Consider the following 17,198-nt stretch of genomic DNA (forward strand, 5'->3'; position numbering starts at 1 on the left):
GGCCCGGTAGTGACGGCCACTCGTCGTCGACGATCACCGCTGGTGGAGGCCTCCGTATCGCCGCCCCGCAGGGAGCGCGCGATCCGGAATCGCGTGCCAAGCGATTCCGGACAGCGCGACGCGACCCGCTCCACGGAACGCACCATCCCGAGAAGCCGACTGCGCTGAGCCGCACAGGGGGCGGCTCAGGAATCGGCACAGCGGATCAACCCAGGGCGCGCTCGATCTTCGCCGTGATCTCGGCCTGGTCGAGGTAGTTGTCGATGATGACGACCTCGGCGAAGGTCCGGCCGATCCGGTCGACGAGTTCGCCGGAGGTGAGGATGACCTGCGCGTCGGCGGCGAGGGCGTCGACCGAGGCGATGTCGGAGGCGACGACCTCGGCCTCGAGGTCGAGGGCCTCGAGCGCGCGCTCGGCGCCGAGCTTGAGGATGGCGGAGGTGCCGATTCCGGCGCCGCAGAGGGTGACGATCTTCATGAGCTTCTTCCGTGGTGCGGGGTGGCGTCCGTGAGGACGGCGTTGACGCCGCCGACCGTCCGCGCTGCGGCGAGGGCACCGATCGCGTCGGGGCGGCTGAGGACGTCGGCGAGACCGGCGACGAAGCCGACGTGGCCGTGCGCCTGCGTGGCGGCGATGCCGATGACGACCGAGACCGGATCGTTGGTGCCGTGTCCGAAGGCGACGGGCTCGGCGAGCGTGACGACGGACAGGCCGTCGCTGTGGACGTCGTTGCCCGGGCGGGCGTGCGCCAGGGCGAGCCCCGGTGCGATGACGATGTAGGGGCCGAGCACATCGATCTGCTCGACCATGCGTCGCGAGTAGGCCGGGTCGACCGCTCCGCTGCGCTCGAGGGCGCGGCCGGCCTCGAGGACGGCCTCCCGCCAGTTCGCGGCGGGGTGGCGGAGCGCGATCGCGGCGTCGCCGAGGGCGTCGAGCGGCACGGTCAGGCCGCTTCGAAGCCGGCGCTGATCGTCTCGACGAGCTCTCGGCGCTCGTCGAGCGGGAGGAAGCTGGCCTCCGCGGCGGTGATCTGGAACGCCTCGAAGTCGTAGAGGTCGTACCCGAAGGCGTCCGAGAGCAGCGCGAGCTCGCGGCTGAGGGTCGTACCGCTCATCAGGCGGTTGTCGGTGTTGACCGTGACCCCGAAGCCGAGCTGGTACAGCAGGTCGAAGGGGTGATCGAGGAGCTCGGTGCCCCAGGCGGCGATCGCGCCCGTCTGGAGGTTCGAGGAAGGGCTGAGCTCGAGGGCGATGCGCCTGTCCTTCACCCACTCGGCCAGCTCGCCGAGCGTGACGTAGCTGGCGTCGTCGTCCTGGCGCTCGATCGCGATGTCCTCGGCGAGCCGCACTCCGTGGCCCAACCGCAGCGCGCGACCGTCGAGGAGGGCGGAGCGGATGCTGTCGAGACCGTCGGCCTCGCCGGCGTGGACCGTGGTCGGGAAGTGCGCCGCAGCGAGGAGCTCGAACGCGGGGCGGTGCAGCGAGGCGGGGAAGCCCGCCTCGGCGCCGGCGATGTCGAACCCGATCGCTCCGCGCTCGCGGTGGCGCAGGGCGAGCTCGGCGATCTCGAGGGAGCGGTCGGTGTGCCGCATCGCGGTGATCAGCTGCCCGACGCTCAGGCGGGAGCCGTGCGCGGCCGCCTCCTGGACCCCCTGCTGGAGCCCCTCCTGCACGGCCTCGACCGCGGCGTCGAGCGAGAGGCCGGAGCGCAGGTGCTGCTCGGGCGCCCAGCGCACCTCGCCGTGCACCACTCCGTCGGCGGCGAGGTCGAGGACGAACTCGCGCGCCACCCGCTCGAGCTGGGGGGCGGTCTGCATGACGGCCACGGTCGTCTCGAAGGTGGCCAGGTAGTCGGTCAGCGAGCCGGAGTCGGCGGTCGTGCGGAACCAGCGGCCCAGCGCCTCGGGCTCGTCCGAAGGCACCGGGACTCCGGCCTCGATCGCGAGCTCGAGGATCGTCGCGGGACGCAGACCCCCGTCGAGGTGGTCGTGCAGCGAGACCTTCGGCAGGTCGTCGATGAGGATCCCCTCACCCGGGAGGAGGTACTCGTCGGTGGTGTCGGTCACGGTGCTCCTCGGGGTCGGGCGACGGTTCGCGGACCACCATACTGCCGGGGGCCGACGCGGTGACGGGACCGGTCCGCCGCCTCCGGGAACGGGCGCGGCATGCGCCTGTGGAGGAGCGGCGTAGGGTGCGGGGATGAGCGGACGACGGATCATCCTGGACTGCGACCCCGGCCACGACGACGCCCTCGCGATCCTCCTGGCGCACGGCAGCCCTGCGATCGAGCTGGTCGCGATCACCACCGTCGCCGGCAACCAGTCACTGGAGAAGGTGACCGGGAACGCCCGCGCGGTGGCCGCCGTCGCCGGTCTCGTCGGAGTACCGATCGCGGCGGGGATGCACCGGCCGCTCGTCCGCGAGACGGAGCCCGCGCCGAGCATCCACGGCGAGAGCGGGATGGACGGGCCGTCCCTCCCTGAGGACCGCCCGGCGCTCGATCCGCGCCACGCGGTCGATCTGATCATCGAGGAGGTCATGGGCTCCCCCGCGGGCTCGATCACCCTCGTGCCGACCGGTCCGCTGACGAACATCGCGATGGCGGTGCGCCGCGAACCGCGCCTCGCGGAGCGCGTGCGCGAGGTGGTCCTGATGGGCGGCGGCGTGCAGGGCGGCAATTGGACGGCGACCGCGGAGTTCAACATCCTCGCCGACCCCGAGGCGGCCCACATCGTCGTCGGCGCGGGATGGGACGTGACCATGGTCGGTCTCGACGTCACGCACCGCGCGCTCGCGACCGAGGAGGTCGTCGCGCGGTTCCGCGCCCTCGACTCCGATGTCGGCCGCTTCTGCGTCGGACTCCTCGACTTCTTCGCCGAGAGCTACCGGGACGCGCAGGGCTTCGACGCTCCCCCGGTGCACGATGCGGTCGCGGTCGCGCACGTCATCGATGCGTCGATCCTCGAGGTGCGGCGGGCTCCGCTCACGGTCGAGCTGCGGGGCGAGCACACCGTGGGGATGACGGTCGCGGATCTGCGCTCGGCGGCGCCCGCCGACTGCCGGACGAGCGTCGCGACCGGGATCGACTCCGATCGCTTCTGGGACCTCGTCCTCGACGCCGTCGGTCGCCTCTGACGAGCGACCGCGACGCTCCGCTCAGGCGATGCGCTCGGCCACGAGCGGCCCGCCGTCGAGGACGGCCTCGCCCGCGTCGCCGAGGCGGTAGGCGCCCTCGAGCGCCGCGAGCGCGCGCTCGAAGCGAGCCGGCTCGTCGGCCGAGAGGGTGAAGAGGGGCTCGCCCGCGTGGACGCGGTCGCCCGGCTTCGCGTGCAGGTCGATGCCCGCCGCGTGCTGCACGGCGTCCTGCTGCCGCGCCCGCCCCGCCCCGAGACGCCACGCGGCGATCCCGAACGGCAGGGCGCGCTGCTCGACGAGGACCCCGTCGCGGTCGGCGCGGACCACGTGCGTCTCGCGGGCGACGGGCAGCGCCGCGGTCGGGTCGCCGCCCTGAGCGCGGATCACCGCGTTCCACGTGTCCATGGCCGCTCCTCCGTCCAGCGCCCCCTCGACATCGGCGTCGGGCAGGCCCGCCAGGTCGAGCATCTCGCGGGCGAGCGCGAGGGTCAGCTCGCGCACGTCGGCCGGACCGCCGCCGGCGAGGACCTCGACCGACTCCCGCACCTCGTTGGCGTTGCCGATGGCGAGACCGAGCGGGACGTTCATGTTCGTGAGCAGCGCCGTCGTGCGGACGCCCGCGTCGTTGCCGAGGTCGACCATCGCGCGGGCCAGCTCGCGCGAGCGCTCGATGTCGACCATGAAGGCGCCCGAGCCGAACTTGACGTCCAGGACCAGCGCGTCGGTCCCCTCCGCGATCTTCTTCGACATGATCGAGGACGCGATCAGCGGGATCGCCTCGACGGTGCCGGTGATGTCGCGCAGGGCGTAGAGCTTCTTGTCGGCGGGGGCGAGGCCGGAGCCGGCCGCGCAGATCACTCCGCCGACCGTGCGCAGCTGCTCGAACATCTCGTCGTTGCCGAGCTCGGCGTGCCAGCCGGGGATCGCCTCGAGCTTGTCGAGCGTGCCGCCGGTGTGGCCGAGGCCCCGCCCCGAGAGCTGGGGCACGGCGACGCCGAACGAGGCCACGAGCGGCATCAGCGGCAGCGTGATCTTGTCGCCCACGCCTCCCGTCGAGTGCTTGTCGACGGTCCGCTTGCCGAGCCCGTCGAAGCTCATCCGCTCGCCGCTCGCGATCATGGCCAGCGTCAGATCGCGGATCTCGTCGCGCTCCATGCCGTTCAGGAGCACGGCCATGGCGAACGCCGCCATCTGCTCGTCGGCGACGTAGCCGCGGGTGTACGCGTCGATCAGCCAGTCGATCTGCGCGGTCGACAGGGTGCCCCTGTCGCGCTTGGTGCGGATGATGTCGACGGCGTCGAAGGCCTCGACGGGAGTGGAGCCGGTCATTGCTGTCCTCGGATCGTGTGCGGAGCGGGCGGGGAGGCGGCGGGCCGCTACTCCCCCGCGTACGCCTGGAGGGTGCGGGGGCCGAACGCGTCGGGGATGACCTCGTCGATCGTGCGCAACCCCGAGACCGTCTCGAGGACCATCCCGTCGGCCGAGTGCTCGAAGAGGAGCTGACGGCAGCGTCCGCAGGGCATCAGGGTCGCCCCGTTTCCGTCCACGCAGGTGAAGGCGACGAGCTTTCCGCCGCCGGTCATGTGCAGGGAGGAGACGAGCGCGCACTCGGCGCAGAGCCCGATGCCGTAGGAGGCGTTCTCGACGTTGCAGCCCGCGATGATGCGGCCGTCGTCCACGAGCGCGGCCGCTCCCACCGGGAACTGCGAGTAGGGGGCGTAGGCGCGGCGCATGGCGTCGTTGGCGGCGGCGCGCAGCGCCTCCCAGTCGATGTCGGTCACGGGACCCCTCTCAGGACTTCAGGTACGGCTTGCCGGCGGCCGCCGGTCCGCGGGACTGCCCGACCAGGCCGGCGACCGCGAAGATCGTCACCAGGTACGGCAGCATCAGCATGAACTCGCTCGGCACCGGCGAGCCGATGACGCCGAGGACGTTCTGCAGGTTGGTCGCGAACCCGAACAGCAGCGACGCGAGGGTCGCCTTGATCGGGTCCCAGCGGCCGAAGATGACCGCGGCGAGGGCGATGAAGCCGGCTCCGGCGGTCATCTCCTTGCCGAACGAGCCGACGGCGTCGAGCGTGTAGTACGCGCCGCCGATGCCGGCGATGGCGCCCGCGAGCGACACGTTCCAGAAACGGGTTCGCGCCACGTCGATGCCGACGGTGTCCGCGGCCTGCGGGTGCTCGCCCACGGCGCGCAGGCGGAGGCCCCACTTCGTCTTGAAGAGACCCCACCACACGGCGAAGATCGCGAGGTACATGAGGTAGACGATGATCGACTGCTTGAACAGCACGGCGCCGATCACCGGGATCTGGCTGAGCACCGGGATCGGCAGCGTCTCGAACTGCACGGGCGAGTTGAAGGTGGGCGAGTCCGACGTGAGCACCTGGGAGTAGAGGAAGCTCGTCAATCCGGTCACGAGGACGTTCAGGACGACGCCGACGATCACCTGATCGACCACGTACTTGATCGCGAACGCGGCCAGAACGAACGACACGAGCACGCTCGCCAGCATCGCCGCGACGAGGCCCAGGACCGGCTGGCGGGTGATCGAGGCGACGACCGCCGCGGTGAAGGCGCCCGCGAGCAGCTGCCCCTCGATCGCGACGTTGACGACTCCGACCCGCTCCGAGATCACCCCGCCCAGCGAGCCGAAGATGAGCGGAGTGGCGAGGCCGACGGTGCCGAGCAGCAGTCCCGAGACGGGCAGTGTCGCGCCCGCGGACGCCCAGACGAGGAACCCGATCAGGAACACGAGGGCGAACACCGTCGAGAACCAGAGCGGGATGCGCCGCGCCGCCCGCGTCATCAGGGCGGCGAGCACGGTCAGCACGACGGTGACCACGGCGACGACCACTCCCGTCGCCCGGGTGGGGAAGGGCAGGTCCGGCAGGGCGAAGAAGTCCCCGCCGGCAGCGAGACGGAACGAACTGGTGCCGTCGCGGCCCAGCGCGACGAACAGCACGATCGAGAGCAGCGCGAACACGCCGAACGCGATCGGCGCCTTCCAGCTGCGGACCGCGACCCGGGAGCCTCCGACGGGCGCAGTGGTGGCGAGGGCGCTCATGCGGAGACCTCCGAGGCTCGGCGCGTGCGGCGTCTCGGCGCGGCGCCGGGAGCGGGCAGGCGGAAGATCGCGCGCACCAGGGGCGGAGCGGCGATGAAGAGGACGATCAGCGACTGCACGACGAGGACGACGTCGATCGGCACGCCCTGGGCGGCCTGCATGGAGTAGCCGCCCGCCTTGAACGCGCCGAAGAGGATGCCCGCGAAGAACACGCCCCACGGCCGCGACCGCCCGAGCAGGGCGACGGTGATCGCGTCGAAGCCGATGCCGGCGTCGATCCCGGACGTGAAGCCCGTCGTGACGGTGCCCATCACCTGCGCGCTGCCCGCGAGGCCGAGGAGACCGCCGGAGAGGAGCATGGCGTACACGTAGCTGTTCTTGACGTCGATGCCGGCCACCCGTGCCGCGTGCGGGTTCTCGCCCACCGCGCGGAACTTGAAGCCGATGCTCGAGCGGTTCAGGAGCCACCAGACGAAGACGGTCGCGAGGATCGCGAAGAAGAAGCCGAGGGTGAGCGAGTAGCTCGGGCCGAGGAGCGACGGGAAGACCGCCGTCTCCTTCATCGCCGGGGTCTTCGGGTTGTTCGAGCCCGGCGCCTGCAGCGCGCCGGGAGTGCGGAGCAGGTACGAGATCAGGTAGAAGGCGACGTAGTTGAGCATGATCGTGAGGATCACCTCGTGCGCCCCGGTGCGCGCCTTGAGCACGCCGACGAGCCCTCCCCACAGCGCGCCGCCCAGGATGCCGGCGGCGAGCGCGACGATCAGGTGGACGCCCCACGGCAGGTCGAAGGAGAAGCCGACCCAGCCGGCGCACGCCGCCGCGATCAGCATCTGCCCGCGGCCGCCGATGTTGAACAGGCCGACGCGGAACGCGAGCGCGACACCCAGACCGCCCGCGATCAGCGGAGTCGCGAACGCGAGCGTGTCGGTGAGCGGCTTGATGCCGTTCGCGAAGCCCTCGCGGCGGAAGTTGTAGACGGATCCCTGGAAGAGGGAGGAGTAGGCGCCGGCGACCGACTGCCAGATCGCCTGCAGGGTGTCGACCGGGCGCGCGAAGAAGTAGCCGGACGCCTCCTGGACATCGGGGTCCGTCGCCGCGATCAGCACGCCGCCCGCGATCAGCGAGAGCAGCACGGCGAGCACCGACATCAGAGCGGTGCCCGAGAGGATCTCGCGCAGCACGCGGGACGCGCCGCTCTCGACCGCGCCGGGGCGCGCCTCCTGACCCGGCTTCTGGCCGGGCTCGAGGCCGGTGGACTTCTCGGTCTCCGCGTCGGGATCGACCGCGGGCAGTTGCGCGTCGCTCACGCCGCCGCTCCCTTCTCGGCGGGCGACTGCCCGGCCATCATGAGCCCCAGCACGTCGCGGGGGGTGTCGGCGGGCACGATGCCGATGATGCCGCCCTTGTACATGACCGCGATGCGGTCGGCCAGGGCGGCCACCTCGTCGAGCTCGGTCGAGACGACGATCACGGGCACGCCGGTGTCGCGGGTCTCGACGATCCGCTTGTGCACGAACTCGATCGAGCCGACGTCGATGCCGCGGGTGGGCTGAGCCGCGATGAAGAGCCTCAGCTCCCGGCTCAGCTCGCGCGCCAGGACGACCTTCTGCTGGTTGCCGCCGGAGAGGCGGCCCACGTGGGTGCCGATGCCCTGCGCCCGGACGTCGAACTCGCGCACGCGCTCCTCGGCGAAGCGGTCGAGCTCCTTCAACCGCAGGTTGAGGCCCTTCACGAAGGGGCCTCCGTCGCTGCGGTCGAGCATGAGGTTCTCGGCGATCGTGAACTCGGCGACCAGGCCGTCCTCCGTGCGGTCCTCGGGAACGAAGCCGACCCCGGAGTCGAGGACGCGGCGCACCGAGAGGCCGTCGAGCCGCTTGCCGTCGAGGGTCACGGTGCCCTCGACCCGCTCCTGCAGCCCCATGATCGCCTCGGTCAGCTCGGTCTGCCCGTTGCCCTGCACGCCGGCGATGGCGAGGATCTCGCCGCGGCGGACCTCGAACGAGACGTCGTCGACGACGGCCTGCCCGTTCGCGTCGCGGACCGTGAGTCCGCTGACGACCAGGGCCTCGTCGCCCGCGCGCGCCTGCTCCTTCCGCACGGTCAGCTCGACGGCGCGACCCACCATCAGCGACGCCAGTTCGGCGTTGCTCGCCGTCGGCGACGCCTCTCCGACGACCTTGCCGAGGCGGATGACCGTGATGCGGTCGCCGACCTCGCGCACCTCGCGCAGCTTGTGCGTGATGAAGACGATGGCGGTGCCTGCCGCGCGCAGCTGGCGCATGATCGCGATGAGCTCGTCCGTCTCCTGCGGGGTGAGCACCGCCGTGGGCTCGTCGAAGACGAGGACGCGGGCGTCGCGCGAGAGCGCCTTGATGATCTCGACCCTCTGCTGCACGCCGACGGGCAGATCCTCCACGATCGCGTCGGGATCGACGTCGAAGCCGAAGCGGTCCGAGATCTCCCGCACCCGGGCGCGCGCCGCGGCGAGGTCGAGTCGACCGCCGGACTTCGTCTGCTCGTGACCGAGCATCACGTTCTCGGCGACCGAGAAGACCGGCACGAGCATGAAGTGCTGGTGCACCATGCCGATGCCCGCCTTCATGGCGTCGCCGGGCCCCGAGAAGTGCTGGACGGCGTCGTCGAGCAGGATCTCGCCCTCCTCGGCCTGGTAGAGGCCGTAGAGCACGTTCATCAGAGTCGACTTGCCCGCGCCGTTCTCGCCCAGGAGGCAGTGGATCTCGCCGGGTTCGACCGTGAGATCGATGTGGTCGTTGGCCACGAGGGCGCCGAAGCGCTTCGTGATGCCCCGCAGTTCGAGCTTCATGGAACCAATCTAACTTTCGGTCGGGCTCCCGGCGTCGGCGGGGCACGAGGACGTCCGGCGACAGAGAGGGGACGTACCGCGCCACCGCTGCGCCCTTTCGCAGAGGGAACCCTGCGGCGGCAGAGAAAAGAGGCCGGCCGGCTCCGGGATCCCCCGGGGCCGGCCGGCCTCTTCGCGTCGACTAGGACGCGGCGGGAGCCGACGGCGACTCGACGGTGATCGACCCGTCGATGATGCCCTCGGTGATCGCGTCCAGCTCGCCCTGCAGGTCCGGCGAGACCTTCGACTCGAAGTCGTGGAACGGGGCGATGCCCACTCCGTCGTTCTCGAGCGTGCCCACGTACGGCGTGGCGTCGAACTCGCCGGCACCGGCGGAGGCGGTCACGTCGGACGTGCCCTCCTTGATGCCCTTGAGGATCGAGGTCAGGTACAGGTCCGACCCGTCCGGGTAGGTCTCGTACAGGTCGGCGTCGACACCGACCATGGCGATCTCCTTGCCGGAGTCGCGGATCGCCTCGATCGCCGACTGGAAGATCGGGCCGCCCACGGGGAGGATGACGTCGGCGTTCTGGTCGATCAGCGACTGCGCCGCCGACTTCGCCTCGACGCCCGCCGCGAACCCGCCGGTGAAGGAGCCGTTCTGCGACGCGACGTCCCAGCCGACGACCTTCACGTCGGTGCCCTTCTGCTCGTTGTAGTAGGCGACACCGTCCGCGTAGCCGTCCATGAAGATGGTGACGGTCGGGTAGGGCTGGCCGCCGAAGGTGCCGACGACGCCGGTCTTCGAGTACGACGCCGCCGCGTAGCCCGCGAGGAACGCGGACTGCGAGGTGTCGAACGTGATCGGCTTGACGTTCTCGAGGTCGATCGAGGCGTCGTCGATGATCGCGAAGTCGATGTCGGTGTTCGCCTCGGCCGCGGCCTTGGTCGCATCGGCGAGCGCGAAGCCGACCGTGATGATCAGGTTGCAGCCCTGATCGACGAGGCTCGTGAGGTTCGGGGCGTAGTCGGTCTCGGACTCGGAGGTCACGTCGACCGGCTCGACACCGAGCTCCTCCGACGCCTCGACGAGACCGGTGTAGCCCAGCTCGTTGAAGGACTTGTCGTCGAAGCCGCCGGCGTCCGAGACCATGCAGGGCAGGAAGTCGCTCGTCGCGGCGGCGCCCGAGTCGCCCTCCTCGGGAGCGGAGGCGCAACCGGCGAGAAGCGCGGTGACGCCCAGAGCGGCGAGACCGCCGAACGCGGCCTTACGCGTGGTGATAGTCAAGAGATTCGTCCTCCAGGATTCGGCCCGAGCGTCGTGCGCAGCAGGGCGTCGATCCGCTCACGTTACCCAATGTGACGATTCACTCAGGGCTTCCGGGGGATGCGTTCGGAAGTCGTTACACGGTGTTTATTTTGTGGAGGAGGCGCGGGCGCCTCCTCCACCGCGGTCGGCTCGCAGAGGTGGGGCGTTTCCGAGAGCGGGGTGCGTCGGGCTGGCGGACATCGCTGGCACGCGATCTCCGCTCGCGGCCCTCCACCATGCGCTCGAGGTTCCGAGCTGTTCGGAGTGACTGCGCGCTGCGCGCGGACGGGCACGGACAGCAGGAGGGCTGCGCGCTGCGCGCGGACGGGCACGGACAGCAGGAGGGCTGCGCGCTGCGCGCGGACGAGTACGGACAGCAGGAGGGACGAGTACGGGCAGCAGGAGGGTCGCGCTGCCGAGGACGGGGGTGTGCGACGCGGGAACGGCGAAGCGCGGCGCTCCCGGGGGGAGGCCGCGCTTCGAGGAGGGTGGGGCTAGAGGACGTCGGTGCGGCCCGAGAGGCGGAGGGCGTCGACGACGCCCTTGACCTTCTGCGCGTTCTCGGTGGTGGTGACGAGGAGGGCGTCGGGGGTGTCGACGACGACGATGTCCTTCACTCCGATGAGGGCGATGGTGCGGTTGCCGCCGCTGACGACGATTCCGGTGGCGGAGTCGGCCAGGACGCGGGCGTCCTCGCCCAGGATCGCGAGGTCGGAGCGGAGACCGCTCGCGTGCAGCTTCGCGATGGAGGCGAAGTCCCCGACGTCGTCCCAGGAGAAGTGACCGGGGATGACCGCGAGCTTGCCCTCGGCGGCGGCCGGCTCGGCGACGGAGTAGTCGATCGCGATCTTCTCCAGGCCCGGCCAGATGCGGTCCACGACCGCGCCGCGCTCGGGGGTGTCCCACGCCTCGGCGAGCTCGAGGAGCCCCGCGAGCAGCTTCGGCTTGGAGCGTCCGAGCTCCTCGAGGAGCCGGTCGGCGCGGGCGATGAACATGCCGGCGTTCCAGAGGTACTGACCACTGCTGACGTACTCGCGGGCCGTGTCCGCGTCGGGCTTCTCGACGAAGGAGTCGACGGCGAGGGTGTGCGGGGCGCCGTCGATGCCGAGGTGGTCGCCGGTCCTGATGTAGCCGAATCCGACCGCCGGCTCCGTCGGCGTGATGCCGATCGTCGCGATGTAGCCCGCGTCGGCGGCGATGACCGCCTCCGCGACGGCGTCGTGGAAGAGGTGCTGACCGCTGATGACGTGGTCGGCCGCGAACGAGCCGATGATCACTCCGGGCTCGCGGCGCTCGAGGATCGCGGCGGCCAGGCCGATCGCGGCGGAGGAGTCGCGCGGCTCGCTCTCGAGCACGACGTTGACGTCCTCGAGCTTCTCGAGCTGGCGCTCGACGGCGGCGCGGTGCGCCCGGCCGGTGACGACCATGATCCGGTCGGCGCCCGAGATCGGAGCGAGACGCTCCCACGTGTCGCGCAGGAGGGTCTGGCCCGAGCCGGTGAGGTCGTGCAGGAACTTCGGGGCGTCGGCCCGGGAGAGCGGCCACAGCCTCGAGCCGATCCCACCTGCGGGGATCACGCTGTAGAAGCGGTCGAGCGGGGCGCGGCCATCGGTCTCAGGTGATGTCATGTCCGCAGGATACAAGGGCGTCCGGACGCGACCGTCCGTTCACCGGGCGGCGCTGCGCCGTTCACGCGGGCGCCGTAGCGTCCGGGGCGTGAGAGTCGCGGTCGTCACCGAGAGCTTCCTGCCGTCGTTGAACGGCGTGACCACGAGCGTCCTGCGGGTCCTCGACGAGTTCGCCGCCCGCGGCATCGAGGCCCTGGTGGTCTGCCCCGCCGCGGGAGCACCGGCCCGCTACGCCGGGCACCGCGTGGTCGAGCATCCCGCGATCGCCTACCGCGACTTCCCGGTCGGCATCCCGACCCTCGCCCTCACGCGCGAGCTCGCGGACTTCGCGCCCGACGTCGTGCACGTCGCCTCGCCCTTCCTACTGGGGGCACGCGCCATCGCCTCGGCGAACCGCCTGGGCGTGCCGAGCGTGGCCGTCTACCAGACGGACGTCGCCCGCTTCGCCGCGCGGTACGGCATCCGGGGAGCGCGCGCGCTCGCCTGGAAGGTCATCCGGCAGATCCACGCGGGTGCCGACCTGACTCTCGCCCCCTCCAGCAGCGCGCTCGACGATCTCTCCGCCGCGGGGATCGAGCGCACTGCGCTCTGGGGACGCGGCGTGCAGAGCGACCGCTTCCACCCCCGGATGCGCTCCTCCCCCTACGCCCACGAGGTGCGCGCGCCGCTCGCTCCGGACGAGGCGCTCGTCGGCTACATCGGCCGGCTCTCGCCCGAGAAGAGAGTGGAGCGCCTCGCCGCACTCGCCTCACTCCCCGACGCGGCGCTCGTGGTCGGCGGCTACGGCCCCTCCTCCGCCCGGGTCGCCGCGGCCGTCGGGTCTCGCGCCCGCATGCTCGGCCGGCTCGACGGCGAGCGGCTGCCCGCCGTCTACGCCGCACTCGACGTCTTCGTGCACACGGGCACGGAGGAGACGTTCGGCCAGACGGTCCAGGAGGCGCAGGCGTCCGGGACCGCGGTCGTCGCCCCGCACGCGGGCGGACCGACCGACCTGATCGAGCACGGCGTCGACGGCCTCCTCTACGCCCCCGAGAGCGACTCCGATCTGCGCCGTCAGGTCGAGCGCCTCGTCCGCGACCCCGCCCTGCGCGCCCGCCTCGGCGAGGCGGGGCGGCGGCGCGTGCTGCACCGGACCTGGAGCGCGCTCACGGACGAACTGCTGGGCCACTACGCGGCCGTCGGGGTGCCCGCCGTGGTGGAGCACCGCAGCTAAGGCTCGCCTTAGCCGCGCTCTCCCGGAACGCCGTTTAGAATCGAAGGGCGAGAATCTCGTCGCTCCCCCGCCCCGTCCGCGTCCACGAGACGCGGAGCAGGTCAGGCCGTCGGAGTGCACAACCAGGGAGGGTTGTCCGTGTCAGTTCAAGCTGCTCAGACCCTCGCACCCCGGAAGCAGGGGAAGATCCGCCGTCCGGCCGGAACCCTCTACCGCGGTCGCGAAGGCATGTGGTCGTGGGTGCTCCACCGCATCACCGGTGTCGCCATCTTCTTCTTCCTCCTCGTCCACGTCCTGGACTCGGCCCTCATCGCCGTGAGCCCGGAGGCGTACGACGCGGTGATCGGAACCTACAAGAACCCGATCATGGGCCTGGGCGAGACGGGGCTGGTGGGCGCCATCGCGTTCCACGCCCTGAACGGCCTGCGCATCATCCTGGTCGACTTCTGGAGCTGGGCGACGCGCAACCAGCGCCTGCTCTTCTGGGTGGTCATGGGCCTCTGGGTCGTGCTGATGCTCGGCTTCGCGCCGCGCCACCTCATGTTCGTCTTCGGAGAGGGAGGAGGGGAATGAGCACCGTCGCCGCCCCCCGCACGCCGCACACCCCGACTCGTTCCTCCGGGACGAACTGGGAGAAGTGGGGCTGGATCTACATGCGCGCCTCCGGCGTCGTGCTGATCGTCCTGATCTTCGGGCACCTGATCTACAACCTCCTGCTCGGCGACGGCATCAAGGCCATCGACTTCGGCTTCGTCGGCGGCAAGCTCGCGAACCCGTTCTGGCAGTGGTGGGACGTCCTCATGCTGTGGCTCGCCCTGATCCACGGCGGGAACGGCATGCGCACGCTGGTCAACGACTACGCGACCTCGCCGCTGCTGGCCCGCGCCTTCAAGGGCGGGATCCTCGTGGCCGTCGTCTCCCTGATCGTCCTCGGAACCTGGGTCGTCTTCGCGTTCGACCCGTGCCCGCCGAACACGGCGGCCGAGTTCCTGCCGTCGTTCTGCGGCGCCTGACGCACCGCCGCTGATGCGGGAGGAGGCGCTGCGGTCGACCGCGGCGCCTCCTCCCGGGTCCGGCACCCCTCCCCGTCCTCCTCACCCGCACAACGGAGCACCCACCCAGTGAGCACAGCAGGCCACGTACACCCCGGCGGCGACCAGAGCGCCTTCACGCAGACCGTCGGACCCGACGGCGTCCACTACCACCAGTTCGACGTGGTCATCGTCGGCGCCGGCGGCGCCGGCATGCGGGCGGCCATCGAGGCCGGCCCCAAGGCGAAGACCGCCGTGATCTCGAAGCTCTACCCGACGCGCTCCCACACCGGAGCGGCGCAGGGCGGCATGGCCGCCGCGCTCGCGAACGTCGAGGAGGACAGCTGGGAGTGGCACACCTTCGACACGGTCAAGGGCGGCGACTACCTCGTCGACCAGGACGCGGCCGAGATCCTCGCGAAGGAGGCCATCGACGCGGTCATCGACCTCGAGAACATGGGCCTCCCCTTCAACCGCACCGAGGACGGCAAGATCGACCAGCGCCGCTTCGGCGGTCACACCCGCGACCACGGCAAGGCGCCCGTGCGCCGCGCCTGCTACGCGGCCGACCGCACCGGCCACATGATCCTGCAGACGCTGTTCCAGAACTGCGTCCGCCTCGGCATCAACTTCTACAACGAGTTCTACGTGCTCGACCTCGTGATGACGAAGGTCGACGGCGTCGACAAGCCCTCCGGAGTCGTGGCGTACGAGCTCGCGACGGGCGAGCTGCACGTGTTCCAGGCGAAGGCGATCATCTTCGCGACCGGCGGCTTCGGCAAGATCTACAAGACCACCTCGAACGCGCACACGCTGACCGGCGACGGAGTCGGCATCATCTGGCGCAAGGGCCTGCCCCTCGAGGACATGGAGTTCTTCCAGTTCCACCCGACCGGCCTCGCCGGCCTCGGCATCCTCCTCACCGAGGGAGCGCGAGGAGAGGGCGCGATCCTCCGCAACGCCTCGGGCGAGCGCTTCATGGAGCGCTACGCCCCGACCATCAAGGACCTCGCGCCCCGCGACATCGTCGCGCGGTGCATGGTCCAGGAGGTCGCGGAGGGCCGCGGCGCCGGTCCGCACAAGGACTACGTGCTGCTCGACTGCACGCATCTGGGCGCCGAGGTCCTCGAGACGAAGCTCCCGGACATCACCGAGTTCGCCCGCACTTACCTCGGTGTCGACCCGGTCGTCGAGCCGGTGCCGGTCATGCCGACCGCGCACTACGCGATGGGCGGCATCCCGACGAACGTGAAGGCCGAGGTCCTCTCGGACAACACCACCGTCGTGCCGGGCCTGTACGCGGCCGGCGAGTGCGCCTGCGTGTCGGTGCACGGCTCCAACCGCCTCGGCACCAACTCCCTCCTCGACATCAACGTCTTCGGCAAGCGCAGCGGCAACAACGCGGCCGACTACGCCAAGACCGTCGACTTCACTCCCCTGCCCGCCGACCCGGCCGGAGCGATCCGCGACATGCTCGCCTCGCTCCGCGACGCGACCGGCACCGAGCGGATCGCCTCGATCCGCAAGGAGCTGCAGGACGAGATGGACAAGAACGCCCAGGTGTTCCGCACCGACGAGTCGCTCGAGCAGGTCACCGGCACGATCCAGCGCCTGCGCGACCGGTTCCGCAACATCTCGGTGCAGGACAAGGGCAAGCGCTTCAACACCGATCTCCTGGAGGCCGTCGAGCTCGGCTTCCTCCTCGACCTCGCTGAGGTCGTCGTGTTCTCGGCGCGCAACCGCAAGGAGAGCCGTGGCGGTCACATGCGCGACGACTTCCCCAAGCGCGACGACGACAACTACATGCAGCACACGATGGCGTACCTCTCCGGTGACGCCCACTCCTCCGATGCCGGTGACCACATCCGGCTCGACTGGAAGCCCGTCGTGATCACCCGGTACCAGCCGATGGAGAGGAAGTACTAGCCATGTCGACCGCTACCCTCGAGCAGCCCCCCGCGGCCCCCGCCGCCCCGGAGGCGTTCACCGTCACGTTCATCATCCGCCGCTTCGACCCCGAGGTGGACGCCGAGCCGCGCTGGCAGGACTTCGACGTCGAGATGTACTCGACCGACCGCGTCCTCGACGCCCTGCACCGCATCAAGTGGGACCAGGACGGGTCGTTGACCTTCCGCCGTTCCTGCGCGCACGGCATCTGCGGCTCGGACGCGATGCGCATCAACGGGCGCAACCGCCTGGCCTGCAAGACGCTGATCAAGGATCTCGACATCTCGCAGCCGATCTACATCGAGGCGATCAAGGGCCTGCCCCTCGAGAAGGACCTCGTCGTCGACATGGAGCCGTTCTTCGCCTCGTTCCGCGAGGTGCAGCCGTTCCTGATCGCCAACACCCCGGCGCCCAAGGGCAAGGAGCGCGTGCAGTCGGTCGCCGACCGCGCCCGCTTCGACGACACCACGAAGTGCATCCTCTGCGCCGCGTGCACCTCGTCGTGCCCCGTGTTCTGGACCGACGGGCAGTACTTCGGCCCGGCCGCCATCGTGAACGCGCACCGCTTCATCTTCGACTCGCGCGACGACGCGGGCGGAGCCCGTCTCGACATCCTCAACGACAAGGAGGGCGTGTGGCGCTGCCGCACGACCTTCAACTGCACCGAGGCGTGCCCCCGCGGCATCCAGATCACTCAGGCGATCGCGGAGGTCAAGCAGGCGGTCATCCGCGGCCGCGCCTGATCGCACGAGCACTTCCCCGCGAGCTTGGGCCGTGAGAACTCGTTCGGCTCGTCGGAATCCTCGGATCCGGCGAGCCGAACGTCGTTCCGCGAGCCGGAGGTGGGCCGCAGGTTCCTCCCCAGGGACGGACGTCACGACCCTCTCCCAGGATCGGCCGAGGCCGGGCGGAGCTGCGCGGCGGCTCGACGAGTGTCGGAGCATGAAGTACGGCGTGCACCACATCGGGTACCTCCGAGCGATCGGGATCGACACTCCGACCGCGGTCAGGGCGGGAGCGCTCCGCCGCATCCGCTGAGGCTGGTACGCCGCGCCGAACGCGACCA

The 17,198-nt window shown here is 70.8% G+C and carries 16 protein-coding genes; 6 read left to right on the forward strand and 10 right to left on the reverse strand.

Features of this window, described 5'->3' with window-relative positions:
- Positions 1-205: 205 nt before the first annotated feature.
- From LRG51_RS05455 to LRG51_RS05465, 3 genes are read right to left on the reverse strand one after another with little or no spacing between them, the layout of a single operon-like run.
- Positions 206-478: a PTS sugar transporter subunit IIB gene (locus tag LRG51_RS05455; protein WP_055788046.1), complete on the reverse strand. Its 273-nt coding sequence runs from the start codon at positions 476-478 to the stop codon at positions 206-208.
- A complete protein-coding gene (locus LRG51_RS05460; RefSeq protein WP_055788042.1) occupies positions 475-942 on the reverse strand; it encodes a PTS sugar transporter subunit IIA in 468 nt (155 codons plus the stop codon). Before LRG51_RS05460 ends, LRG51_RS05455 begins: the two co-directional genes overlap by 4 nt.
- A gap of 2 nt (positions 943-944) precedes the next feature.
- Positions 945-2,066, reverse strand: a complete 1,122-nt coding sequence (locus tag LRG51_RS05465) for an adenosine deaminase (protein ID WP_230671562.1) — start codon at positions 2,064-2,066, stop codon at positions 945-947.
- Positions 2,067-2,199: 133 nt separating this feature from the next.
- Between LRG51_RS05465 and uriH the strand changes: the two genes are divergently transcribed.
- Positions 2,200-3,135, forward strand: a complete 936-nt coding sequence (uriH, locus tag LRG51_RS05470) for a uridine-preferring nucleoside hydrolase UriH (protein ID WP_230671564.1) — start codon at positions 2,200-2,202, stop codon at positions 3,133-3,135.
- 21 nt (positions 3,136-3,156) lie between these two features.
- Here uriH and LRG51_RS05475 read toward each other — a convergent pair whose 3' ends face one another.
- The 7 genes from LRG51_RS05475 to LRG51_RS05505 form a co-directional block, all read right to left on the reverse strand.
- A complete protein-coding gene (locus LRG51_RS05475; RefSeq protein ID WP_230671565.1) occupies positions 3,157-4,464 on the reverse strand; it encodes a thymidine phosphorylase in 1,308 nt (435 codons plus the stop codon).
- Between the two features lie 47 nt (positions 4,465-4,511).
- A complete protein-coding gene (locus tag LRG51_RS05480; protein ID WP_107574791.1) occupies positions 4,512-4,916 on the reverse strand; it encodes a cytidine deaminase in 405 nt (134 codons plus the stop codon).
- A gap of 10 nt (positions 4,917-4,926) precedes the next feature.
- Positions 4,927-6,201, reverse strand: a complete 1,275-nt coding sequence (locus tag LRG51_RS05485) for an ABC transporter permease (RefSeq protein WP_230671567.1) — start codon at positions 6,199-6,201, stop codon at positions 4,927-4,929.
- Positions 6,198-7,508: an ABC transporter permease gene (locus LRG51_RS05490; protein WP_230671569.1), complete on the reverse strand. Its 1,311-nt coding sequence runs from the start codon at positions 7,506-7,508 to the stop codon at positions 6,198-6,200. The genes LRG51_RS05485 and LRG51_RS05490 overlap by 4 nt, the downstream gene beginning before the upstream one ends.
- A complete protein-coding gene (locus LRG51_RS05495; RefSeq protein WP_230671570.1) occupies positions 7,505-9,025 on the reverse strand; it encodes an ABC transporter ATP-binding protein in 1,521 nt (506 codons plus the stop codon). The genes LRG51_RS05490 and LRG51_RS05495 overlap by 4 nt, the downstream gene beginning before the upstream one ends.
- Before the next feature lie 181 nt (positions 9,026-9,206).
- Positions 9,207-10,292 (reverse strand): BMP family lipoprotein, encoded by a 1,086-nt coding sequence (locus LRG51_RS05500; RefSeq protein WP_055788016.1) that lies wholly within the window; start codon positions 10,290-10,292, stop codon positions 9,207-9,209.
- A 515-nt stretch (positions 10,293-10,807) separates the two neighbouring features.
- The gene (locus LRG51_RS05505) at positions 10,808-11,941 is read right to left on the reverse strand and encodes a mannose-1-phosphate guanylyltransferase (RefSeq protein WP_107574788.1); all 1,134 of its coding nucleotides are present in this window, start codon (positions 11,939-11,941) and stop codon (positions 10,808-10,810) included.
- A gap of 88 nt (positions 11,942-12,029) precedes the next feature.
- On the opposite strand from LRG51_RS05505, the gene LRG51_RS05510 reads away from it, so the two are divergent.
- The 5 genes from LRG51_RS05510 to LRG51_RS05530 all read left to right on the forward strand — a co-directional run bounded on the left by LRG51_RS05510 (position 12,030) and on the right by LRG51_RS05530 (position 16,875).
- Positions 12,030-13,154, forward strand: a complete 1,125-nt coding sequence (locus tag LRG51_RS05510) for a glycosyltransferase family 4 protein (protein WP_055788007.1) — start codon at positions 12,030-12,032, stop codon at positions 13,152-13,154.
- Positions 13,155-13,292: 138 nt separating this feature from the next.
- Positions 13,293-13,727, forward strand: a complete 435-nt coding sequence (gene sdhC, locus LRG51_RS05515) for a succinate dehydrogenase, cytochrome b556 subunit (RefSeq protein WP_372488113.1) — start codon at positions 13,293-13,295, stop codon at positions 13,725-13,727.
- Entirely contained in the window at positions 13,724-14,167 is a 444-nt protein-coding gene (locus LRG51_RS05520) for a succinate dehydrogenase hydrophobic membrane anchor subunit (RefSeq protein WP_055787999.1), read from the forward strand. The genes sdhC and LRG51_RS05520 overlap by 4 nt, the downstream gene beginning before the upstream one ends.
- Before the next feature lie 201 nt (positions 14,168-14,368).
- The gene (gene sdhA, locus LRG51_RS05525; RefSeq protein ID WP_230673091.1) at positions 14,369-16,111 is read left to right on the forward strand and encodes a succinate dehydrogenase flavoprotein subunit; all 1,743 of its coding nucleotides are present in this window, start codon (positions 14,369-14,371) and stop codon (positions 16,109-16,111) included.
- A 2-nt stretch (positions 16,112-16,113) separates the two neighbouring features.
- Complete coding sequence (locus LRG51_RS05530) at positions 16,114-16,875, forward strand: succinate dehydrogenase iron-sulfur subunit (protein WP_055787993.1); 762 nt, start codon at positions 16,114-16,116, stop codon at positions 16,873-16,875.
- Positions 16,876-17,198 lie beyond the last annotated feature (323 nt).

Source organism: Rathayibacter sp. Leaf248 (assembly GCF_920939495.1).
In the GTDB taxonomy this organism is placed as follows: domain Bacteria; phylum Actinomycetota; class Actinomycetes; order Actinomycetales; family Microbacteriaceae; genus Rathayibacter; species Rathayibacter caricis.